The 17,409-nt window shown below is 66.9% G+C and carries 21 protein-coding genes; 15 read left to right on the top strand and 6 right to left on the bottom strand.

What is annotated here, in order from left to right:
- Positions 1 to 7 precede the first annotated feature (7 nt).
- Both LPB260_RS11435 and LPB260_RS11430 read right to left on the bottom strand, forming a co-directional pair.
- Positions 8 to 793, bottom strand: a complete 786-nt coding sequence (locus LPB260_RS11435) for a hydroxypyruvate isomerase family protein (RefSeq protein WP_208708849.1) — start codon at positions 791 to 793, stop codon at positions 8 to 10.
- A complete protein-coding gene (locus LPB260_RS11430; protein ID WP_208708848.1) occupies positions 790 to 1,680 on the bottom strand; it encodes an NAD(P)-dependent oxidoreductase in 891 nt (296 codons plus the stop codon). The genes LPB260_RS11435 and LPB260_RS11430 overlap by 4 nt, the downstream gene beginning before the upstream one ends.
- Before the next feature lie 126 nt (positions 1,681 to 1,806).
- Here LPB260_RS11430 and LPB260_RS11425 point away from each other — a divergent pair, with 126 nt between their 5' ends.
- Genes LPB260_RS11425 through phnE form a run of 4 tightly spaced genes read left to right on the top strand, consistent with a single transcriptional unit; the run spans position 1,807 to position 5,049 of the window.
- Positions 1,807 to 2,661 carry a putative selenate ABC transporter substrate-binding protein gene (locus tag LPB260_RS11425; RefSeq protein WP_208708847.1) on the top strand — a complete coding sequence of 285 codons (855 nt, stop codon included), beginning with the start codon at positions 1,807 to 1,809 and terminating at the stop codon, positions 2,659 to 2,661.
- Positions 2,658 to 3,461 (top strand): phosphonate ABC transporter ATP-binding protein, encoded by an 804-nt coding sequence (locus tag LPB260_RS11420; protein ID WP_208708846.1) that lies wholly within the window; start codon positions 2,658 to 2,660, stop codon positions 3,459 to 3,461. The genes LPB260_RS11425 and LPB260_RS11420 overlap by 4 nt, the downstream gene beginning before the upstream one ends.
- Positions 3,455 to 4,282, top strand: coding sequence for an ABC transporter permease (locus LPB260_RS11415; protein ID WP_208708845.1), 828 nt, complete (start codon positions 3,455 to 3,457; stop codon positions 4,280 to 4,282). Before LPB260_RS11420 ends, LPB260_RS11415 begins: the two co-directional genes overlap by 7 nt.
- Positions 4,279 to 5,049 carry a phosphonate ABC transporter, permease protein PhnE gene (gene phnE / locus LPB260_RS11410; RefSeq protein WP_208708844.1) on the top strand — a complete coding sequence of 257 codons (771 nt, stop codon included), beginning with the start codon at positions 4,279 to 4,281 and terminating at the stop codon, positions 5,047 to 5,049. The genes LPB260_RS11415 and phnE overlap by 4 nt, the downstream gene beginning before the upstream one ends.
- Positions 5,050 to 5,052: 3 nt before the next feature.
- Here the strand turns inward: phnE and LPB260_RS11405 are convergent, their stop codons facing one another.
- Positions 5,053 to 5,421, bottom strand: a complete 369-nt coding sequence (locus LPB260_RS11405; protein ID WP_208708843.1) for a DUF5064 family protein — start codon at positions 5,419 to 5,421, stop codon at positions 5,053 to 5,055.
- Positions 5,422 to 5,502: 81 nt separating this feature from the next.
- A complete protein-coding gene (locus LPB260_RS11400) occupies positions 5,503 to 5,814 on the bottom strand; it encodes a DUF2288 domain-containing protein (protein WP_208708842.1) in 312 nt (103 codons plus the stop codon).
- 297 nt (positions 5,815 to 6,111) lie between these two features.
- Here LPB260_RS11400 and LPB260_RS11395 point away from each other — a divergent pair, with 297 nt between their 5' ends.
- From LPB260_RS11395 to tsaA, 10 genes are all read left to right on the top strand, one after another.
- Positions 6,112 to 7,239, top strand: a complete 1,128-nt coding sequence (locus tag LPB260_RS11395) for a branched-chain amino acid ABC transporter substrate-binding protein (protein ID WP_208708841.1) — start codon at positions 6,112 to 6,114, stop codon at positions 7,237 to 7,239.
- A gap of 124 nt (positions 7,240 to 7,363) precedes the next feature.
- Positions 7,364 to 8,287 (top strand): high-affinity branched-chain amino acid ABC transporter permease LivH, encoded by a 924-nt coding sequence (gene livH, locus LPB260_RS11390; protein ID WP_208708840.1) that lies wholly within the window; start codon positions 7,364 to 7,366, stop codon positions 8,285 to 8,287.
- Positions 8,284 to 9,552, top strand: a complete 1,269-nt coding sequence (locus LPB260_RS11385; RefSeq protein ID WP_208708839.1) for a high-affinity branched-chain amino acid ABC transporter permease LivM — start codon at positions 8,284 to 8,286, stop codon at positions 9,550 to 9,552. Before livH ends, LPB260_RS11385 begins: the two co-directional genes overlap by 4 nt.
- Positions 9,549 to 10,316 carry a high-affinity branched-chain amino acid ABC transporter ATP-binding protein LivG gene (livG, locus tag LPB260_RS11380; RefSeq protein ID WP_208708838.1) on the top strand — a complete coding sequence of 256 codons (768 nt, stop codon included), beginning with the start codon at positions 9,549 to 9,551 and terminating at the stop codon, positions 10,314 to 10,316. Before LPB260_RS11385 ends, livG begins: the two co-directional genes overlap by 4 nt.
- Before the next feature lie 3 nt (positions 10,317 to 10,319).
- The gene (locus LPB260_RS11375; protein WP_208708837.1) at positions 10,320 to 11,021 is read left to right on the top strand and encodes an ABC transporter ATP-binding protein; all 702 of its coding nucleotides are present in this window, start codon (positions 10,320 to 10,322) and stop codon (positions 11,019 to 11,021) included.
- A 105-nt stretch (positions 11,022 to 11,126) separates the two neighbouring features.
- On the top strand, positions 11,127 to 11,837 hold the full coding sequence (locus LPB260_RS11370; protein ID WP_208708836.1) for an rRNA pseudouridine synthase: 711 nt from the start codon (positions 11,127 to 11,129) through the stop codon (positions 11,835 to 11,837).
- A 59-nt stretch (positions 11,838 to 11,896) separates the two neighbouring features.
- Complete coding sequence (locus tag LPB260_RS11365) at positions 11,897 to 12,358, top strand: DUF1456 family protein (protein WP_208708835.1); 462 nt, start codon at positions 11,897 to 11,899, stop codon at positions 12,356 to 12,358.
- A 165-nt stretch (positions 12,359 to 12,523) separates the two neighbouring features.
- A complete protein-coding gene (locus tag LPB260_RS11360) occupies positions 12,524 to 13,159 on the top strand; it encodes a DUF1326 domain-containing protein (protein WP_208708834.1) in 636 nt (211 codons plus the stop codon).
- A 143-nt stretch (positions 13,160 to 13,302) separates the two neighbouring features.
- Positions 13,303 to 13,950, top strand: coding sequence for a DUF2182 domain-containing protein (locus tag LPB260_RS11355; protein ID WP_256625608.1), 648 nt, complete (start codon positions 13,303 to 13,305; stop codon positions 13,948 to 13,950).
- Between the two features lie 65 nt (positions 13,951 to 14,015).
- Positions 14,016 to 14,726, top strand: coding sequence for a tRNA (N6-threonylcarbamoyladenosine(37)-N6)-methyltransferase TrmO (gene tsaA / locus LPB260_RS11350; RefSeq protein WP_208708833.1), 711 nt, complete (start codon positions 14,016 to 14,018; stop codon positions 14,724 to 14,726).
- A gap of 28 nt (positions 14,727 to 14,754) precedes the next feature.
- Here the strand turns inward: tsaA and fpr are convergent, their stop codons facing one another.
- Positions 14,755 to 15,534, bottom strand: coding sequence for a ferredoxin--NADP reductase (gene fpr, locus LPB260_RS11345; RefSeq protein WP_208708832.1), 780 nt, complete (start codon positions 15,532 to 15,534; stop codon positions 14,755 to 14,757).
- 114 nt (positions 15,535 to 15,648) lie between these two features.
- Here fpr and LPB260_RS11340 point away from each other — a divergent pair, with 114 nt between their 5' ends.
- On the top strand, positions 15,649 to 16,584 hold the full coding sequence (locus LPB260_RS11340) for a LysR family transcriptional regulator (protein WP_208708831.1): 936 nt from the start codon (positions 15,649 to 15,651) through the stop codon (positions 16,582 to 16,584).
- A gap of 8 nt (positions 16,585 to 16,592) precedes the next feature.
- On the opposite strand, the gene erdR is transcribed toward LPB260_RS11340, so the two are convergent.
- Positions 16,593 to 17,243: a response regulator transcription factor ErdR gene (erdR, locus tag LPB260_RS11335; RefSeq protein WP_208708830.1), complete on the bottom strand. Its 651-nt coding sequence runs from the start codon at positions 17,241 to 17,243 to the stop codon at positions 16,593 to 16,595.
- Positions 17,244 to 17,409 lie beyond the last annotated feature (166 nt).

Here is a 17,409-nt window from a genome sequence, read left to right as displayed (position 1 = left end):
TCCAGCCTCAGGCGTCCGCGCGCCATCTCGCCAGCCAATCCAGGCCGGCCCGCGTGCCCGCCGCACCGGGGTTGTATTCGGCCCCCAGCCAACCGCGATAACCGCTGCGCCGCAGCGCCGCCAGCGCCGCGCTGAAGTCCAGGCTGCCGCTGCCGGGCGCCCCGCGGCCGGGACAGTCGGCGAACTGCACATGGCCGATACGCCCGGCCAGCAGCTCGATTCCCGCAACCGGATCGAGCCCCTGCCGGGCCATGTGATAGAGGTCGTACTGGGCCAGGCAGTTCGGGTGATCGACCGTGCGCAGCAGCTCGTCCAGCTGCTGTGGCGTGTTGATCAGGAAGCCGGGCATGTCCAACGGGTTGATCGCCTCCACCAGCACCCGGATACGCAGCAGCTCGAAGGCCTCGGCCGCCAGGCGCAGGTTATCGCTCAGGGTGGCCAGCGCCTGCTCCCGGCTGACGCCCTCGGCCAGCCGTCCCGGCAGCACATTGACGCAGGCCGGGCGCACCATCGCCGCGTAGCTCAGGGCCTCCTGCAGCGCCGCGGCGAACGCCACGCGGCGCGACGGCACGCCCGCCAGGCCGGCGCCACCGCTCAACAGGTCGCCGGCCGGCAGGTTGATCAGCACCAGCGGCAGGCCCGCCGCCGCCAGGGCCTCCTTCAGGCGAATCGCCGGAACCTCGTAGGGAAACTGGATCTCCACGCCATCGAAACCGGCCGCCGCGGCGGCGACGACGCGCTCGATCAGCGGCACCTCGGCGAACAGCAGCGACAGGTTGGCGGCGATCTTCATGCCTGGCCCTCGCGGTACAGCTCGACCAGGGTCGCCGGATCGTTCTCCAGGTTGCCCTGGCTGCCATGCAGGCGCATCAGCTGCGCCGCCAGGCCGCTGAGCGGGGTCGCCGAGCCGATCTCGCGGGACAGCTTGACCGCGGTATCCAGGTCCTTGAGCAGGGTGCGCACATGCCACTTGACCGGCGCGAACTGGCTGCTGGCCATCTGCGGGGCGAGAATCTGCAGCGGCTTGGAGTCGGCGAACCCGCCGGCCAGGGCCGGGGCGATCAGCCCGGCGTCGACCCCGGCGCGCTCGGCCAGGGCCACCACCTCGGCGATCACCAGGGCATTGCAGGCGACGATCATCTGGTTGCACACCTTGCTCACCTGGCCGGCGCCGACCGCGCCCATGTGGGTGAGACGCTGGCCCAGGTGGGCGAGGATCGGCCGCACCCGCTCGACATCCTCCGCGCGCCCGCCGGCCATGATCGCCAGGCTGCCGGCTTCGGCGCCGGCGGTACCGCCCGACACCGGCGCGTCCACCCAATGCATGCCGCAGCGCTGCAGCAGTTCGGCCGCCATCTCGCGGGTCGCCGCCGGCTCCAGGCTGGACATGTCCAGCAGCACCTGCCCGGGCTTGCCGCCCTCGACGATGCCGCCGGGGCCGAACACCACCTCGCGCACCACCTCGGTATTGGCCAGGCAGAGCAGCACCACCTCGGCATCGGCACACAGATCGGCCGGCTTCGCGGCGCGGCGTGCGCCCTGCTGCAGCAGCGGCGCGCACTTGTCCGGCGAACGGTTCCAGACGCTCAGCGGATAGCCGGCGGCGAGCAGCCGGCGGGTCATCGGCAGGCCCATCAGGCCGATGCCGGCGAAGGCGATCGAAGGCAACGCAGCGGTCATGTGGCAAATTCCCCAAATCAACGGAAGGCCCATCTTAACGGTCGGCGCCGCCAATGAAAGCTGCGCAAATGCGCCCATGTCCCTATAATCCGCCCCCGCTTTCCCCGCTATTGAACCGGAGAACCCATGAAGCTCAAGAAATCCCTGGCGCTCGTCGCCGGCCTCGCCCTGTCCCTTTCCTGCGTCATCAGCCAAGCCGCCGAAGCACTGCGAGTCTCGGCCATCCCCGATGAGGCACCCACCGAACTGCTGCGCAAGTTCGAACCGCTGGGGGCCTACCTCGAGCAGCAGCTCGGCATGCCGGTCGAGTTCGTCCCGGTCACCGACTACGCCGCAGTGGTCGAAGCCCTCGCCGCCGAGCGTATCGACCTGGCCTGGCTGGGCGGTTTCACCTTCGTCCAGGCGCGCCTGAAGACCGGTGACGCGATTCCCCTGGTGCAACGCGCCGAGGACGAGAAGTTCACCAGCAAGTTCATCAGCGCCGATCCCGCCGTGCAGTCGCTGCAGGACCTCAAGGGCAAGACCTTCGCCTTCGGCTCGGTATCCTCCACCTCCGGCAGCCTGATGCCGCGCTACTTCATGCTGCAGGACGGCATCGAGCCCGAGCAGTTTTTCAGCCGCATCGCCTACTCCGGCGCCCACGACGCCACCGCCGCCTGGGTCCAGGCCGGCAAGGCCGATGGCGGCGTGCTCAATGCCTCGGTGTGGGACAAGCTGGTCGCCGCCGGCAAGGTCGACAGCGACAAGGTCCGGGTGATCGCCACCACCCCGCCCTACTTCGACTACAACTGGACCGTGCGCGGCAGCCTCGAGCCGGCCCTGCGCGACAAGCTCCAGGGCGCATTCCTCGCCCTCGACCCGGCCAATCCCGCGCACAAGGCGATCCTCGACCTGCAAGGCGCCAGCCGCTTCATCGAAACCAAGGCGGATAACTACCAAGGCATCGAGGAAGCAGCCCGCGCGGCCGGCCTGTTGCAGTGAGCCTGAGCCTGGAGGGCGTGGGCCTGGCCCACGCCAACGGCCGGGTCGCGCTCAGCAACATCGACCTGCGCGTCCAGCCCGGCGAACGGGTGGCGATCATCGGCCCCTCCGGCGCGGGCAAGACCAGCCTGCTGCGCCTGCTCGCCACCGGCCAGCGGCCCAGCAGCGGGCAGGTCAGCGTGCTCGACCAGCAGCCCTGGCAGCTCAGCGCCCGCCAGCGCCAACGCCTGCGCGCGCGCATCGGCCTGATCCACCAGAGCCCGCCGCTGCCGCCACGCCAGCGCGTGGTCACCGCCGTGCTGGCCGGCAAGCTCGGCCAGTGGACGCTGGCCCGCAGCCTGCTCAGCCTGCTGCATCCGCTCGACAGCGCCGGCGCGGCCGCGGCCCTCGGCCGCCTGGACCTGGCGGAGAAGCTGTTCGAGCGCTGCGACCAGCTGTCCGGTGGCCAGCTGCAGCGCGTCGGCATTGCCCGCGCGCTGTACCAGGCGCCGGAAATCATCCTCGCCGATGAGCCGGTATCGGCCATGGACCCGCTGCTCGCCGGGCACACCCTGGGGGTGCTCAACCGCGAGGCCGACAGCCGCGGCCTGACCCTGCTGGCCAGCCTGCATGCGGTGGACCTGGCCCTGGCCCACTTTCCACGGATTATCGGCCTGCGCGACGGACGCATCGCCTTCGACCTGCCGCCCAAGGCGATCCAGCCGGCGCAACTGGCCGCCCTGTACGCCAACGACCAGCTGCAGGCCACGCCGGCCGCGACCCCAGCGCCTCAGCCGATCCCCCATATCCCGCGATGCTGACGCCGTCCCCACGCGACCCGGCCGCCCTGCCGCGCCTGGCCCTGACCCTGCTCGCCCTGTCGCTGTTGTGGCCGGGCCTGCGTCTCAGCGAGCTGGACCTGGGCGTGCTGTTCGACAGCGACAACGCCGCGAACATGGGGCGTTTTCTCCACGACTTCTGGCCGCCGGCTCATGATCCCGGGTTCCTCCAGTTGCTGGGCCGCGCGACCCTGGAAACCCTGGCCATCGCCACCGCCGGCATGGCCCTGGCGCTGCTGATTGCCGTGCCCGGCGCGCTGCTGGCCAGTCGTGCGCTGTCCCTCTCTGCACTGCACCGCGGCGGTCGTCCGGCCTGGTGGGCGCAGACGCTGCGCTGGCCGGTGCGCGCCCTGCTGATCGTGCTGCGCAGCGTGCCGGAGATCGTCTGGGCGCTGCTGTTCGTGCGCGCCGTCGGCCTCGGCCCCACCGCCGGCGTGCTGGCCATCGCCATCACCTACAGCGGCATGCTCGGCAAGGTCTATGCGGAGATTTTCGAGTCGGTCGACCCGCGCCCCAGCCGCGCCCTGCTGCTGGCCGGCAGTCCGCGCCTGGCGGCATTCGCCTACGGCGTGCTGCCCCACGCCGCGGCGGAAATGCTCTCCTACACGGTGTACCGTTGGGAATGCGCGATCCGCGCCTCGGTGGTGATGGGCTTCGTCGGCGCCGGCGGCCTGGGCCAGCAGATCGAACTGTCGATGCGCATGTTCGCCGGCGCCGAGGTGGCCAGCATGCTGCTGACCTTCCTGGCCCTGGTGCTGCTGGCCGACCAGCTCAGCCGCCTGCTGCGGGCGCGACTGCTGTGAAGCGCCATCTGGGCAATGGCGCCCTGCTGCTGGCGCTGCTGGCGGCGGTGGTCGCTTCCTTCCTCTACCTGGGCATCGACCTCGGCGGGCTGTTCGGCGGCGACAACCCCAAGCAGATGGCCGGCTATGCCGCGAGCTTTCTGCGCCCGGACCTGTCCGCCGGGCACCTGCGTTCGATCGGCGACGCGGCGCTGGAGACCCTGGCCATGTCCGCCATCGGCACGCTGCTGGCGGCAGTCGTGGGACTGGCCCTGGCCTTGCCGGCCGCCGGACGCCTCGGCTGGCTGCCGCGCAATGGCGCACGCCTGCTGCTCAACGCCCTGCGCGCGGTGCCGGAGCTGGTCTGGGCGGCCCTGGTGGTGTTGGCCGCAGGCCTGGGGCCGAATGCCGGCACCCTGGCCCTGGCGCTGCACACCTGCGGCGTGCTCGGCCGGCTGTTCGCCGAGGCCCTGGAAAACACCCCGGACGCGCCAGCCGAGGCTATCCGCCTGGGCGGTGGCAGCGCCGTCGCGGCATTCTGCTACGGCACCCTACCCGGCGTCTGGCCGCAGCTGCTGGCCTACTCGCTGTACCGCTGGGAAAACAATATCCGCATGGCCAGCGTGCTCGGCTTCGTCGGCGCCGGCGGCCTGGGGCAGATGCTCTACGTCCACCTCAGCCTGTTCCAGCAAGCCCAGGCGGCAGCGGTAATTCTGGCCATGTTGATTCTGGTGCTGGGGGTCGACGCCCTCAGCGGCTGGGCGCGCCAGCGCTGGATCAGCGGCTAGCGCTTACAGGCCATCCTTCTCCAGATGGTCGAGATCGACCGGATCGCCGGTATGACTGCCGAGCTTGGCCCGGATATCGGCGAACATATGGTCGTACTCCTGATGATCACGCAGCAGCAGGCTGGTAGAGGCCGGCAGGCCGTGCTTGCGGGCGATACGGCTGGCGACGCTGGCGAAGTTGAAGGCGGTGTCTCGGTGCAGCTCGAACTGTTCCTCGAACTGCTTGCCCGCTATCTCTCCGCACAGGCGCATGTGCAACATCGGGCCCTCGACCGAATCCTGGCGCACCTCATAGAACAGATCGATGCTGTACGCCGGTTGATCGCTGGTGGCAACCGGATTGGCGCGGTGCAAGTGGCCGGGCTGGAACATGGCGGCGCTCCTTCTGCGGATCAGCCCCGAGCATAGTAGCTCGCCGCCCGCTTTGCCCTCATCGCTGCCGACCGGGACAGTTCAGAGCGGCTGCTCGGCACGCTCCTGGACCAGCACCCAGGGCGCCACCACCACGGCCCAGAGCTGCGGATCACGCGTCAGCAGGTCCTCGGCCAGGCTGTCGTCGACCTTGCGCAGCAGGCCATCCTGCAACCAGCCGACCACCTTGCCCTGATGGTTTTCCGCCACCGCCTCGGCCACCGCGACCAGATCCTGAGCGCCCTCGACCCACAACAACGCGCCGCGGGCGAAGAAAGGCTGCAGCTCTTGCCAGCGAATGGGAGCAGTTTCTCCAAGCAACTTGGCATAGAGGGTGCTAGGTTGTTCAGTCATGGTGTGCCCTATGGTGGAAGCCGGGTTTCAGTCGGCGGCCATGATAACTTCGGGCGCCGCCCAGGCAAGTATTCAGGGCGTTGTCAGGGCTGTCGAAGCACGCCGTTTTTCTATACGTTCCTTACATTAAGGCGACACCCCGATGTTTTGCCCCCAGCAGCCGGCTTTTCAAGGCGAGAACCGCCGCTCTACACTGCACCGGTACAGTTGCCGGGGGTACAGCCGGGGAAACAACCCGGTTCTGCAGCTTTGGCCGCCAGAACTACAACAATGAAAGACCAATAAGAGTGGAGCACTATGAACAAGGCTACTAAGCAGATTTCCAAACTGTTTGCCGCCATGGCCATGGCCGGCGTTGCCAGCTACTCGGTAGCGGCTGACACCATCAAGATCGGCATGGCCGGTCCGGTAACCGGCGCCGTTGCGCAGTACGGCGAGATGCAATTCATCGGTGCCGAAATGGCCATCGAGCAGATCAACAAGGCCGGCGGCATCAACGGCGCCAAGCTCGAAGGCGTGAAGTACGACGACGCCTGTGATCCGAAGCAGGCCGTTGCCGTAGCCAACAAGATCGTCAACGACGAAGTGAAGTTCGTGGTTGGCCACCTCTGCTCCAGCTCCACTCAGCCGGCGTCCGACATCTACGAAGACGAAGGCATCCTGATGATCACCCCGGCCTCCACCAGCCCGGACATCACCGCCCGTGGCTACGAGCTGCTGTTCCGCACAATCGGCCTGGACAGCCTGCAGGGCCCGACCGCCGGCAACTTCATTGCCGACCACGTCAAGCCGAAGAGCGTCGCGGTCATCCACGACAAGCAGCAGTACGGTGAAGGCATCGCCACCGCGGTCAAGCAGACCCTGGAAGGCAAGGGTGTCAACGTCGCCCTGTTCGAAGGCATCAACGCCGGCGACAAGGACTTCTCGGCGATGATCTCCAAGCTCAAGCAGGCCAACGTCGACTTCGTCTACTACGGCGGCTACCACCCGGAACTGGGCCTGCTGCTGCGCCAGTCGTCGGAGAAGGGCCTGAAAGCCAAGTTCATGGGTCCGGAAGGCGTGGGTAACAAGGAAATCTCCGCCATCGCCGGCGAGGCTTCCGAAGGCCTGCTGGTGACCCTGCCGAAGTCCTTCGACCAGGATCCGAAGAACCAGGCACTGGTCGAGGCCTTCAAGGCCAAGAACCAGGACCCGACTGGTCCGTTCGTGTTCCCGGCTTATGCCGCCGTACAGGTGATCGCCGAAGGCATCGCCAAGGCCGGTGACACCGACACCGCCAAGGTGGCCGCTGCCCTGCGCGCCAACAGCTTCGACACCCCGACCGGCACCCTGGCCTTCGACGAGAAGGGCGATCTGAAAGACTTCAGCTTCGTCGTCTACGAATGGCACCAGGACGGCACCAAGTCCGAAGCCGCCACCCACTAATCCGGGGGCGTCCCGCCTGAACCCAAAGCCCACTGCAGCCGCAGTGGGTTTTGTTTATTAGAAGAATTCTGGTCTCATGCTGCGCCACAAGCGCCGCCGTGCGTGCTGACCCAGGAGTTAGGCAATGCCTGATCTTTATCACTACCTGCAACAGCTGGTTAACGGCCTCACCGTTGGCAGCACCTATGCCCTGATCGCCATCGGCTACACCATGGTCTACGGCATCATCGGCATGATCAACTTCGCCCATGGCGAGGTGTACATGATTGGCTCGTACGTAGCCTTCATCGCCATTACTCTGCTCGCCATGATGGGCCTGGACAGCCTGCCGCTGATCATGATTGCCGGCTTCGCCGCCAGCATCATCGTCTGCAGCGCCTATGGCTACAGTATCGAGCGAGTCGCCTATCGCCCGCTGCGCGGCGGCAACCGCCTGATCCCGCTGATCTCCGCGATCGGCATGTCGATCTTCCTGCAGAACCTGGTATTGCTGGCCCAGGACTCCAAGGACAAGGCGATCCCCAACCCGCTGCCGGGCAACTTCGTGTTCGGCGAAAGCACCATGAACGGCGTGGTGATCTCCTACACCCAGGTGCTGATCTTCGTCGTCACCTTCCTGGCGATGGTCGGCCTGACCCTGTTCATCTCCCGTTCGCGCCTCGGCCGCGCCTGCCGCGCCAGTGCCGAAGACCTGAAGATGGCCAACCTGCTGGGCATCAACACCAACAACATCATCGCCCTGACCTTCGTCATCGGCGCCGCCCTGGCCGCTGTCGCCGCGGTTCTGCTGGGCATGCAGTACGGCGTGATCAACCCACACCTGGGCTTCCTCGCCGGCATCAAGGCGTTCACCGCCGCGGTCCTCGGCGGCATCGGCAGCATCCCCGGCGCCATGCTCGGTGGCCTGGTACTGGGCGTGGCCGAAGCCTTCGGCGCCGACATCTTCGGTGACCAGTACAAGGACGTGGTGGCCTTCAGCCTGCTGGTACTGGTCCTGCTGTTCCGCCCGACCGGTATTCTCGGCCGTCCGGAGGTTGAAAAGGTATGACTTCGATCAATCGCGGCAACCTCAAGACCGCCTTCTTCAGCGCCCTGCTGGTGATCGCCGTGGCCTATCCGGTCATCGGCCTGAAGCTGACCACCGTGGGCATCAGCCTGCAGGTGCAGGGCGCCAGCCCCGCCGTGCTCTGGACCATCGCCGCCTGCGCCATCGCCATGTTCTTCTGGCAGCTGCTGCGCGACCAGATCGGCGCCGCCTGGGCCAGCGTGCCCAGCATGCCCAAGGTGCCCGGCCAGGCCAGTGACTTCCTCACCCTGCCGAGCACCCAGCGCTGGGTCGTCCTCGTGCTGATCCTGATCGCCCTGGCCTGGCCATTCTTCGGCAGCCGCGGCGCGGTGGACATCGCCACGCTGATCCTGATCTACGTGATGCTCGGCCTCGGCCTGAACATCGTCGTGGGCCTGGCCGGCCTGCTCGACCTGGGCTATGTCGGCTTCTACGCGGTGGGTGCCTACAGCTACGCACTGCTGTCGCACTACTACGGCCTGGGCTTCTGGGTGTGCCTGCCGATCGCCGGCCTGATGGCGGCGTTCTTCGGCTTCATCCTCGGTTTCCCGGTGCTGCGCCTGCGCGGCGACTACCTGGCCATCGTCACCCTGGGCTTCGGCGAAATCATCCGCATCCTGCTGCGCAACATGACCGAGCTGACCGGCGGCCCCAACGGCATCAGCAACATCGACAAGCCAACCCTGTTCGGCCTGTCGTTCGAGCGCAAGGCCGCCGAAGGCATGCAGACCTTCCACGAGTACTTCGGGGTTGCCTACAACTCGATCAACAAGGTGATCTTCCTCTACCTGATCGCCCTGCTGCTGGTGCTGCTGACCCTGTTCGTGATCAACCGCCTGCTGCGCATGCCGATCGGCCGCGCCTGGGAAGCCCTGCGCGAAGATGAGATCGCCTGCCGGGCGCTGGGTATGAACCCCACCGTGATCAAGCTGTCGGCCTTTACCCTAGGCGCGACCTTTGCCGGTTTCGCCGGCAGCTTCTTCGCCGCCCGCCAGGGTCTGGTGACCCCGGAATCCTTCACCTTCATCGAATCGGCGATCATCCTCGCCATCGTCGTGCTGGGCGGCATGGGCTCGCAACTGGGGATCATCCTCGCCGCAGTGGTGATGATCCTGCTGCCGGAACTGGCCCGCGAGTTCAACGAGTACCGCATGCTGATGTTCGGTGCCTTGATGGTACTGATGATGATCTGGCGTCCGCAGGGCCTGCTGCCCATGCAGCGCCCGCACCTGGAGCTGAAACCATGAGCCGCCCGATTCTAGAAGTAAGCGGCCTGTCCATGCGCTTCGGCGGCCTGCTGGCCGTCAACGGGGTGGGCCTGTCCGTCAACGAGAAGCAAGTGGTGTCGATGATCGGCCCGAACGGTGCCGGCAAGACCACGGTGTTCAACTGCCTGACCGGTTTCTACCAGCCGACCAGCGGCAGCATCCGCCTCAACGGTGAGCAGATCGAGGGCCTGCCGGGCCACAAGATCGCCCACAGGGGCGTGGTGCGCACCTTCCAGAACGTTCGCCTGTTCAAGGAAATGACCGCGGTGGAGAACCTGCTGGTGGCCCAGCATCGACACCTCAACACCAACTTCATCGCCGGCCTGCTGAAGACCCCGGCGTTCCGCAAGAGCGAGCGCCAGGCCATGGAATACGCCGCGCATTGGCTGGAGCAGGTCGACCTGACCGAATTCGCCAACCGCCCGGCCGGCACCCTGGCCTACGGCCAGCAACGGCGCCTGGAGATCGCCCGCTGCATGATGACGCGCCCGAGCATCCTCATGCTCGACGAGCCGGCCGCCGGCCTCAACCCGCGCGAGACCGACGACCTCAAGGCGCTGATCCGCATGCTGCGCGACCAGCACAACGTCACCGTGCTGCTGATCGAACACGACATGAAGCTGGTCATGAGCATTTCCGACTATATCTACGTGATCAACCAGGGCACCCCCCTGGCCGACGGCACGCCGGAGCAGGTCCGCGACAACCCGGACGTGATCAAAGCCTATCTGGGGGAGGCCTGAGCCATGCTGACTTTCGACAAGGTTTCCACCTTCTACGGCAAGATCCAGGCACTCCACGACGTCAGCGTCGAGGTTCGCCAGGGCGAGATCGTCACCCTGATCGGGGCCAACGGCGCCGGCAAGTCGACCCTGCTGATGACCCTCTGCGGCAACCCGCACGCCTCCAGCGGCAGCATCCGCTACCAGGGCGAGGAACTGGTCGGCAAGGACACCCCGGAGATCATGCGCAAGAGCATCGCCATCGTCCCCGAGGGGCGCCGGGTGTTCGCCCGCCTGACCGTCGAGGAGAACCTGGTGATGGGCGGCTTCTTCACCGCCAAGGGCGAGTTCCGCGAGCAGATGGACAAGGTCCTGCACCTGTTCCCGCGCCTCAAGGAACGCCTCAACCAGCGCGCCGGCACCATGTCCGGCGGCGAGCAGCAGATGCTCGCCATCGGCCGCGCGCTGATGAGCATGCCCAAGATGCTGCTGCTCGACGAACCCTCCCTCGGCCTGGCGCCGATCATCATCCAGCAGATCTTCGACATCATCGAACAGCTGCGCAAGGACGGCGTGACCATCTTCCTGGTCGAACAGAACGCCAACCAGGCGCTCAAGCTGGCCGATCGCGGCTATGTGCTGGAGAACGGACGGATCGTCATGCAGGGCAGCGGCCATGAACTGCTGACCAACCCCAAGGTGCGCGACGCCTATCTCGGCGGCTGAAACGCCGGCGATCAGAAAACCGCTCCTCGGAGCGGTTTTTTTATCCCTGTGCCACGGCCCGTGCCAGTTACAATGGCCGCCCTCCCCTTGCCGATGACCTTTGCCATGACCGACCCCGTCCGCCTTTCCAAGCGCCTGATCGAACTGGTCGGCTGCTCGCGCCGCGAGGCCGAGCTGTATATCCAGGGCGGCTGGGTGCTGGTCGATGGCGAAGTGGTGGACGAACCGCAGTTCAAGGTGCTGGACCAGCAAGTCGAGCTGCTCCCGGACGCCGTCGCCGCACCGCTGGAGCCGGCGACCCTGCTGCTCCACGTGCCCAGCGGCCACGCCCCGGCGAGCGCCACCACCACCCTCGGGCCGGCCAGCCACTGGCCGGATGACCCCTCCGGCATCCGCCCACTGAAGGGCCATTTCGCCCGCCTGACTCCCTGCGCTCCGCTGCAGGCTGGCGCCGACGGCCTGCACGTGCTGACCCAGGACTGGCGCGTCGAACGCAAACTGCGGGAAGACCTTGGCAAGCTGGAGCAGGAGTACGTGGTCGAAGTCAGCGGCCAGCTCAGTCCGGCCCAGCTCAAGCGCCTGAACCACGGCCTGAGTTTCAACGGCACGCCGCTGCCACCCTGCAAGGTCAGCTGGCAGAACGAAACCCGCCTGCGCTTCGCCCTGAAGAACCCCCAGCCCGGTCAGATCGTGTTCATGTGCAACAGCGTCGACCTCAAGGTACTGGGGCTCAAGCGCATCCGCATCGGCGGCGTGCCGATGGCCAAGGTTCCAGCCGGCCAGTGGCGCTATCTGGCCGCCAAGGAACGCTTCTAGGTCCGCCTCCCCCGCCGTCCCGCCCCGGTGCGGCTCCCCTTATTTCCAGGAATCAAGCCATGCTCAATAACGATGTGCTGCGCAGCCTGCGCTACTCCCTCGACCTCAGCGACGCGCAGATGGCCGATATCATCCAGCTCAGCGGCCTGCAGGTCGCCGCAGAGCAGGTCAGCGCGGTGCTGAAGAAGGACGACGAGGACGGCTTCCAGGCCTGCGAAGACGAGCTGATGGCGCATTTTCTCGACGGCCTGGTGTACTTCAAGCGCGGCAAGGACGACAGCCATCCGGCGCAGCCCTTCGAGCTGCCGGTGACCAACAACATGGTGCTGAAGAAGCTGCGCGTGGCCTTCGAGCTGAAGGAAGACGACATGCACGCGATCATGCAGAGCGTCGACTGCCCGGTGTCCAAGCCGGAGATGAGCGCGCTGTTCCGCAAGTCCGGCCATAGCAACTACCGTCCCTGCGGCGACCAGTTCCTGCGCAACTTCCTCCGGGGCCTGACCCTGCGCCTGCGCGGCTGAACCGCAGGCTCGGACCTTCGCCACTGAGCGCCTAGGCCGAACCGGATTCGGCCCCGCTCCCCGCGGCAACCGCTAGTCCGCCGCGCCCGCCGGGCGTCCCGCCATTGCTAACCTTCTAATTGGGGGTCACCACTTCAGGCCGCCAGCGCGGCAGGGAGGAAGGCCATGAGCATGGCTGACTGGCGCATGCAGGGCGTCGAGTTCGCTACCTGCAACTGCAACTGGGGCTGTCCCTGTCAATTCAGCGCCCTGCCCAGCCACGGCAACTGCGAGGCCGTGGTGTCGATGCGTATCGACCGGGGGCACTACAAAGACATCCAACTCGACGGTCTGTGCTGGGTCGGCACCTTCGCCTGGCCCAAGGCCATCCACGAGGGCGATGGCCGCTGCCAGCTGTTCATCGACGAACGCGCCTCTGCCGAACAACGCGAGGCATTGCTGCGGATTCTCGCCGGCGAGGACACCGAGCCCGGCGCCACGGTGTTCTCTGTGTTCGCCAGCACCCTCGGCGAGCTGTACGAGCCGCAGTTCGTCCCCATCGAGTTCAGCGTCGATGTCGATCGCCGCGAAGCCCACACCCGCATCCCTGGGGTGCTGGAAGTAACAGGTGAACCGATCCGCAACCCGGTCAGCGGCCAGGCCCAGGAAGCGCGCCTGGTACTGCCCAACGGCTTCGAGTTCACCGAGGCGCAGATGGCCAGCGGCAGCTACCAGACCCACGGCGCGATCAAGATCCAGTCGCAGCAGGGCCACGGCCACTTCGCCCGCCTGCACTTCACCGGCCAGGGGGTGGTGCGCTGAAATCGCCCGCACTTCCTGGCGCCGCCGAGCCTGCTCGGCGGCTGCCCCACTGGCCGCTGCAGCGCGACCAGTGGAGCACTGCGCTGTGCCTGCTGGTACTGCTGGGGCTGGCCTGGTGGGCCCTGTTGCGGATGGCCGGCAGCATGCCCGAGATGGCCATGGCCGCCATGCCGATGCCCTGGAGCGCCGCCGATGCTCTGCTGATGCTGGCGATGTGGGCGGTGATGATGGTCGGCATGATGTTACCCAGCGCCGTGCCGATGATCCTGCTGTACCAGCAGATGCTGCGCCGGCAGCTGCACTCGCCGCGCAGACAGCTGGCCCTGCTGGCGTTCTGCCTGGCCTACCTGTTGGTGTGGGGCGGCTTCAGCCTGCTCGCCACCGCCGCGCAATGGGGCCTGGACCGCCTCGCCCTGCTCAACCCGCAGATGCGCAGTGACAGCCAGTGGCTGGGCGCCAGCCTGCTGATCGGCGCCGGCGCCTACCAGTGGCTGCCGGGCAAAGCCGCCTGCCTGGCCCATTGCCGCGGACCGGTGCTGTTTCTCCTCGGGCATTGGCGTCCCGGTATCGCCGGCGGCTGGCGTATGGGCCTGGCCCACGGCCTGTATTGCCTGGGTTGCTGCTGGGCACTGATGGGCCTGCTGTTTCTTGGCGGGGTGATGAACCTGCTGTGGGCGGCCCTGATCGGCGCCTATGTGCTGCTGGAGAAAGTGCTGCCGCAAGGCCTGTGGCTCGCGCGCCTGGCCGGGCTCCTGCTGCTGGCCTGGGGCCTGCTGGTGCTGTACGCCTAGCCCGGGCTTAAGACTGGAGTCTGCAGCAGGTAAGATGGGCCTCCCCCGCCGCCGATCGCCCGCCCATGTCCTACGCCGTATCGCCCATAGGTTTCCTGCGTTCCTGCTTCAAGGAGAAGTTCGCCATCCCGCGCCAGCCGCAGTTGGCGCCGGCGGCCCGCGGTGTTCTGGAGCTGCTTGCGCCCTTCGACCAGGGCGAGGCCGTGCAGGGACTGGAGCAGGTCAGCCATGTCTGGCTGCTGTTTCTCTTCCACCAGACCCTGGAGGACAAGCCGCGCCTGAAGGTGCGGCCGCCGCGCCTGGGCGGCAACCAGTCGCTCGGCGTGTTCGCCAGCCGCGCCACCCACAGGCCCAACGGCATCGGCCAGTCGGTGGTCAGGCTGGACAGGGTCGAGCCGGGGCGCCTGTGGCTTTCCGGCATCGACCTGCTCGACGGCACGCCGGTGCTGGATATCAAGCCCTACGTGCCCTATGCCGATTGCGTGACGGACGCGACAAACGCCATCGCCGACAGCGCGCCACAGCCGATTGCGGTGGATTGGCAGGAGCAGGCCCTGGCCCAGGCCCGCCAGCACGCCCTGCGTCTGGACGAGCCCCTGGTCGAACTGATCGAGCAATGCCTGGCCCAGGACCCGCGCCCGGCCTATCAGCAGCCACAACCGGAGCGCCGCTACGGCGCCGGTTTCTGGGATGTGGACGTGCGCTGGCACTACCCGCAACCCGGACAGATTCGCGTGCTCGAGGTGGTGCCGAGCGCCACGAAAAAGCCCGCCTGAAGGCGGGCTCCGGCGCAGACCGTGCGCATCACTTCTCGACGAAAGCGCGCTCGATCAGGTAGTCACCCGGCTCGCCCAGGCGCGGCGAGATCTTCAGGCCGAAGCCATCCAGCACCGCGCTGGTCTCGTCGAGCATGCTCGGGCTGCCGCAGATCATCGCGCGGTCGTCCTGCGGGTTGATCGGGGGCAGGCCGATATCGCGGAACAGCTTGCCGCTGCGCATCAGGTCGGTGAGCCGGCCCTGGTTCTCGAATTCTTCGCGGGTCACGGTCGGGTAGTAGATCAGCTTGCTCTTGAGCGACTCGCCGAAGTACTCGTTCTGCGGCAGGTGCTCGGTGATGAACTCGCGGTAGGCGACCTCGTTGACGTAGCGCACGCCGTGCACCAGCACCACCTTCTCGTAGCGCTCATAGGTTTCCGGGTCCTGGATCACGCTCATGAAGGGGGCCAGGCCGGTGCCGGTGCTGAGCAGGTAGAGGTGCTTGCCCGGCAGCAGGTCGTCGAGCAGCAGCGTGCCGGTGGGCTTGCGGCTGACCATCAGCTCGTCGCCCGGCTTGAGGTGCTGCAGCTTGGAGGTCAGCGGGCCGTCCGGCACCTTGATGCTGAAGAACTCCAGATGGTCCTCGTAGTTGGGGCTGGCGATCGAGTAGGCGCGCATCAGCGGGCGACCGTTGTCCTGCTGCAGGCCGATCATCACGAACTGACCGTTCTCGAATCGCAGGCCCGCACTGCGGGTGGTCTTGAAACTGAACAGGGTGTCGTTCCAGTGGTGGACGCTGAGCACACGCTCGACGTTCAGATTGCTCATGCTGGCTTCCTCGAAGGCTCAGATACCCGATGCGGGTGATTGCGCGGCATTCTAGGCGGGCGCAGAATATCTGTTAAGTGGATAATTCTGATATGGCTTATCGGTTATATAGATATGCGATTTACGCTTAGACAGCTTCATGTGTTCGTCATCGCCGCCCAACAGGAAAGCGTGTCACGCGCGGCCGAGGCCCTGGCCCTGTCGCAATCGGCCACCAGCACCTCGCTGAGCGAGCTGGAACGGCAGTCCGGTTGCCAGCTGTTCGACCGTTCCGGCAAGCGCCTGCGCCTCAATGCACTGGGTCGCCAGCTACTCCCCGAGGCCGTGGCCCTGCTCGACCAGGCCAAGGAGATCGAACGCCTGCTGGCCGGCAAGAGTGGCTTCGGCTCGCTGGATGTCGGCGCCACCCTGACCGTGGGCAATTACCTGGCGACCCTGCTGATCGGCACCTTCATGCAGCGCCACCCGGAATGCCGGGTGAGGCTGCAGGTGCACAACACCGCCCACGTGGTCCAGCAGATCGCCCATTACGAACTGGACCTGGGGCTGATCGAGGGCGACTGCCAGCATCCGGATATCGAGGTGCAGCCCTGGGTGGAGGACGAGCTGGTGGTGTTCTGCGCGCCCCAGCATCCCCTGGCGCAACGCCGCGAGGCGAGCCTGGAGGAGTTGACCCGGGAGGCCTGGATTCTCCGCGAGCAGGGCTCCGGCACGCGCCTGACCTTCGACCAGGCCATGCGTCACCATCCGGCCTCGCTGAATATCCGCCTGGAGCTGGAGCATACCGAGGCGATCAAGCGCGCCGTGGAGTCGGGCCTGGGCATCGGCTGCATCTCGCGCCTGGCCCTGCGCGACGCCTTCCGCCGCGGCAGCCTGGTGGCGGTGGAAACCCCGACCCTGGACCTGCGCCGGCAGTTCTACTTCATCTGGCACAAACAGAAGTACCAGACCGCCGCCATGCGCGAGTTCCTCGTCCAGTGCCGGGCGCTGACCGTCGGGGTCAGGCGCAGCCACGAGATCGTCCTGCCGAATCTGGTCGAGTCGGGTTGAGGCGGGGCTCAGGCGCCGGGAATGGATTCCAGTTGCTGCAGCAGCAGCGCCGCCTGGGTGCGGGTGCGTACCCCGAGCTTGCGGAAGATCGCCGTGACGTGGGCCTTGACGGTCGCCTCCGAGACACTCAGCTCATAGGCGATCTGCTTGTTCAGCAGCCCGTCGCAGACCATGGTCAGCACGCGGAACTGCTGCGGAGTCAGGCTGGCCAGGCCGGCGCTGGCGGCCTTGGCCTCGGCCGACAGCGCCGCCGCCTCCTCGGTTTGCGGCGGCCACCAGGCGTCGCCGTCGAGCACCTGGCGCACCGCCTGCTGGATGGTCTCCAGGGCACTGGATTTGGGAATGAAGCCACTGGCGCCGAATTCACGGGAACGGGCCACCACGGCCGCGTCCTCCTGGGCAGAGATCATCACCACGGGAACTTGCGGGTACTGCCCGCGCAGCAGCACCAGGCCGGAGAAGCCATAGGCCCCCGGCATATTGAGATCGAGCAGCACCAGGTCCCAGTCCGCCTTGCTCGCCAGCGCGGCTTCCAGCTCGGCAATGCTGGCGGCCTCCACCAGGCGCACGTCCGGCCCCAGCCCCAGGGTCAAAGCCTGCTGCAAGGCGCTGCGGAACAGCGGATGATCGTCGGCAATCAGGATTTCATAGGCAGCCATCGGCAGATCCTGTTTCTTGTTATGTAAGCGGCCACGACGGGCCGGTCCCGGGCGTTCCAGGTAGCCCCCAGACAAGCCTAGGTCAGCTCGTCGGGCCGCGCGGTCAGGCCCTACTGCGCGCCTGAGGCGGCGCCCAGCATGCCGAGCGCGGCGGGGGTGGTCAAGC

It is taken from the genome of Pseudomonas sp. LPB0260 (assembly GCF_013388395.1).
Note: the sequence above shows the minus strand (reverse complement) of the source record. Positions and strands in the feature narration are given on the sequence as shown.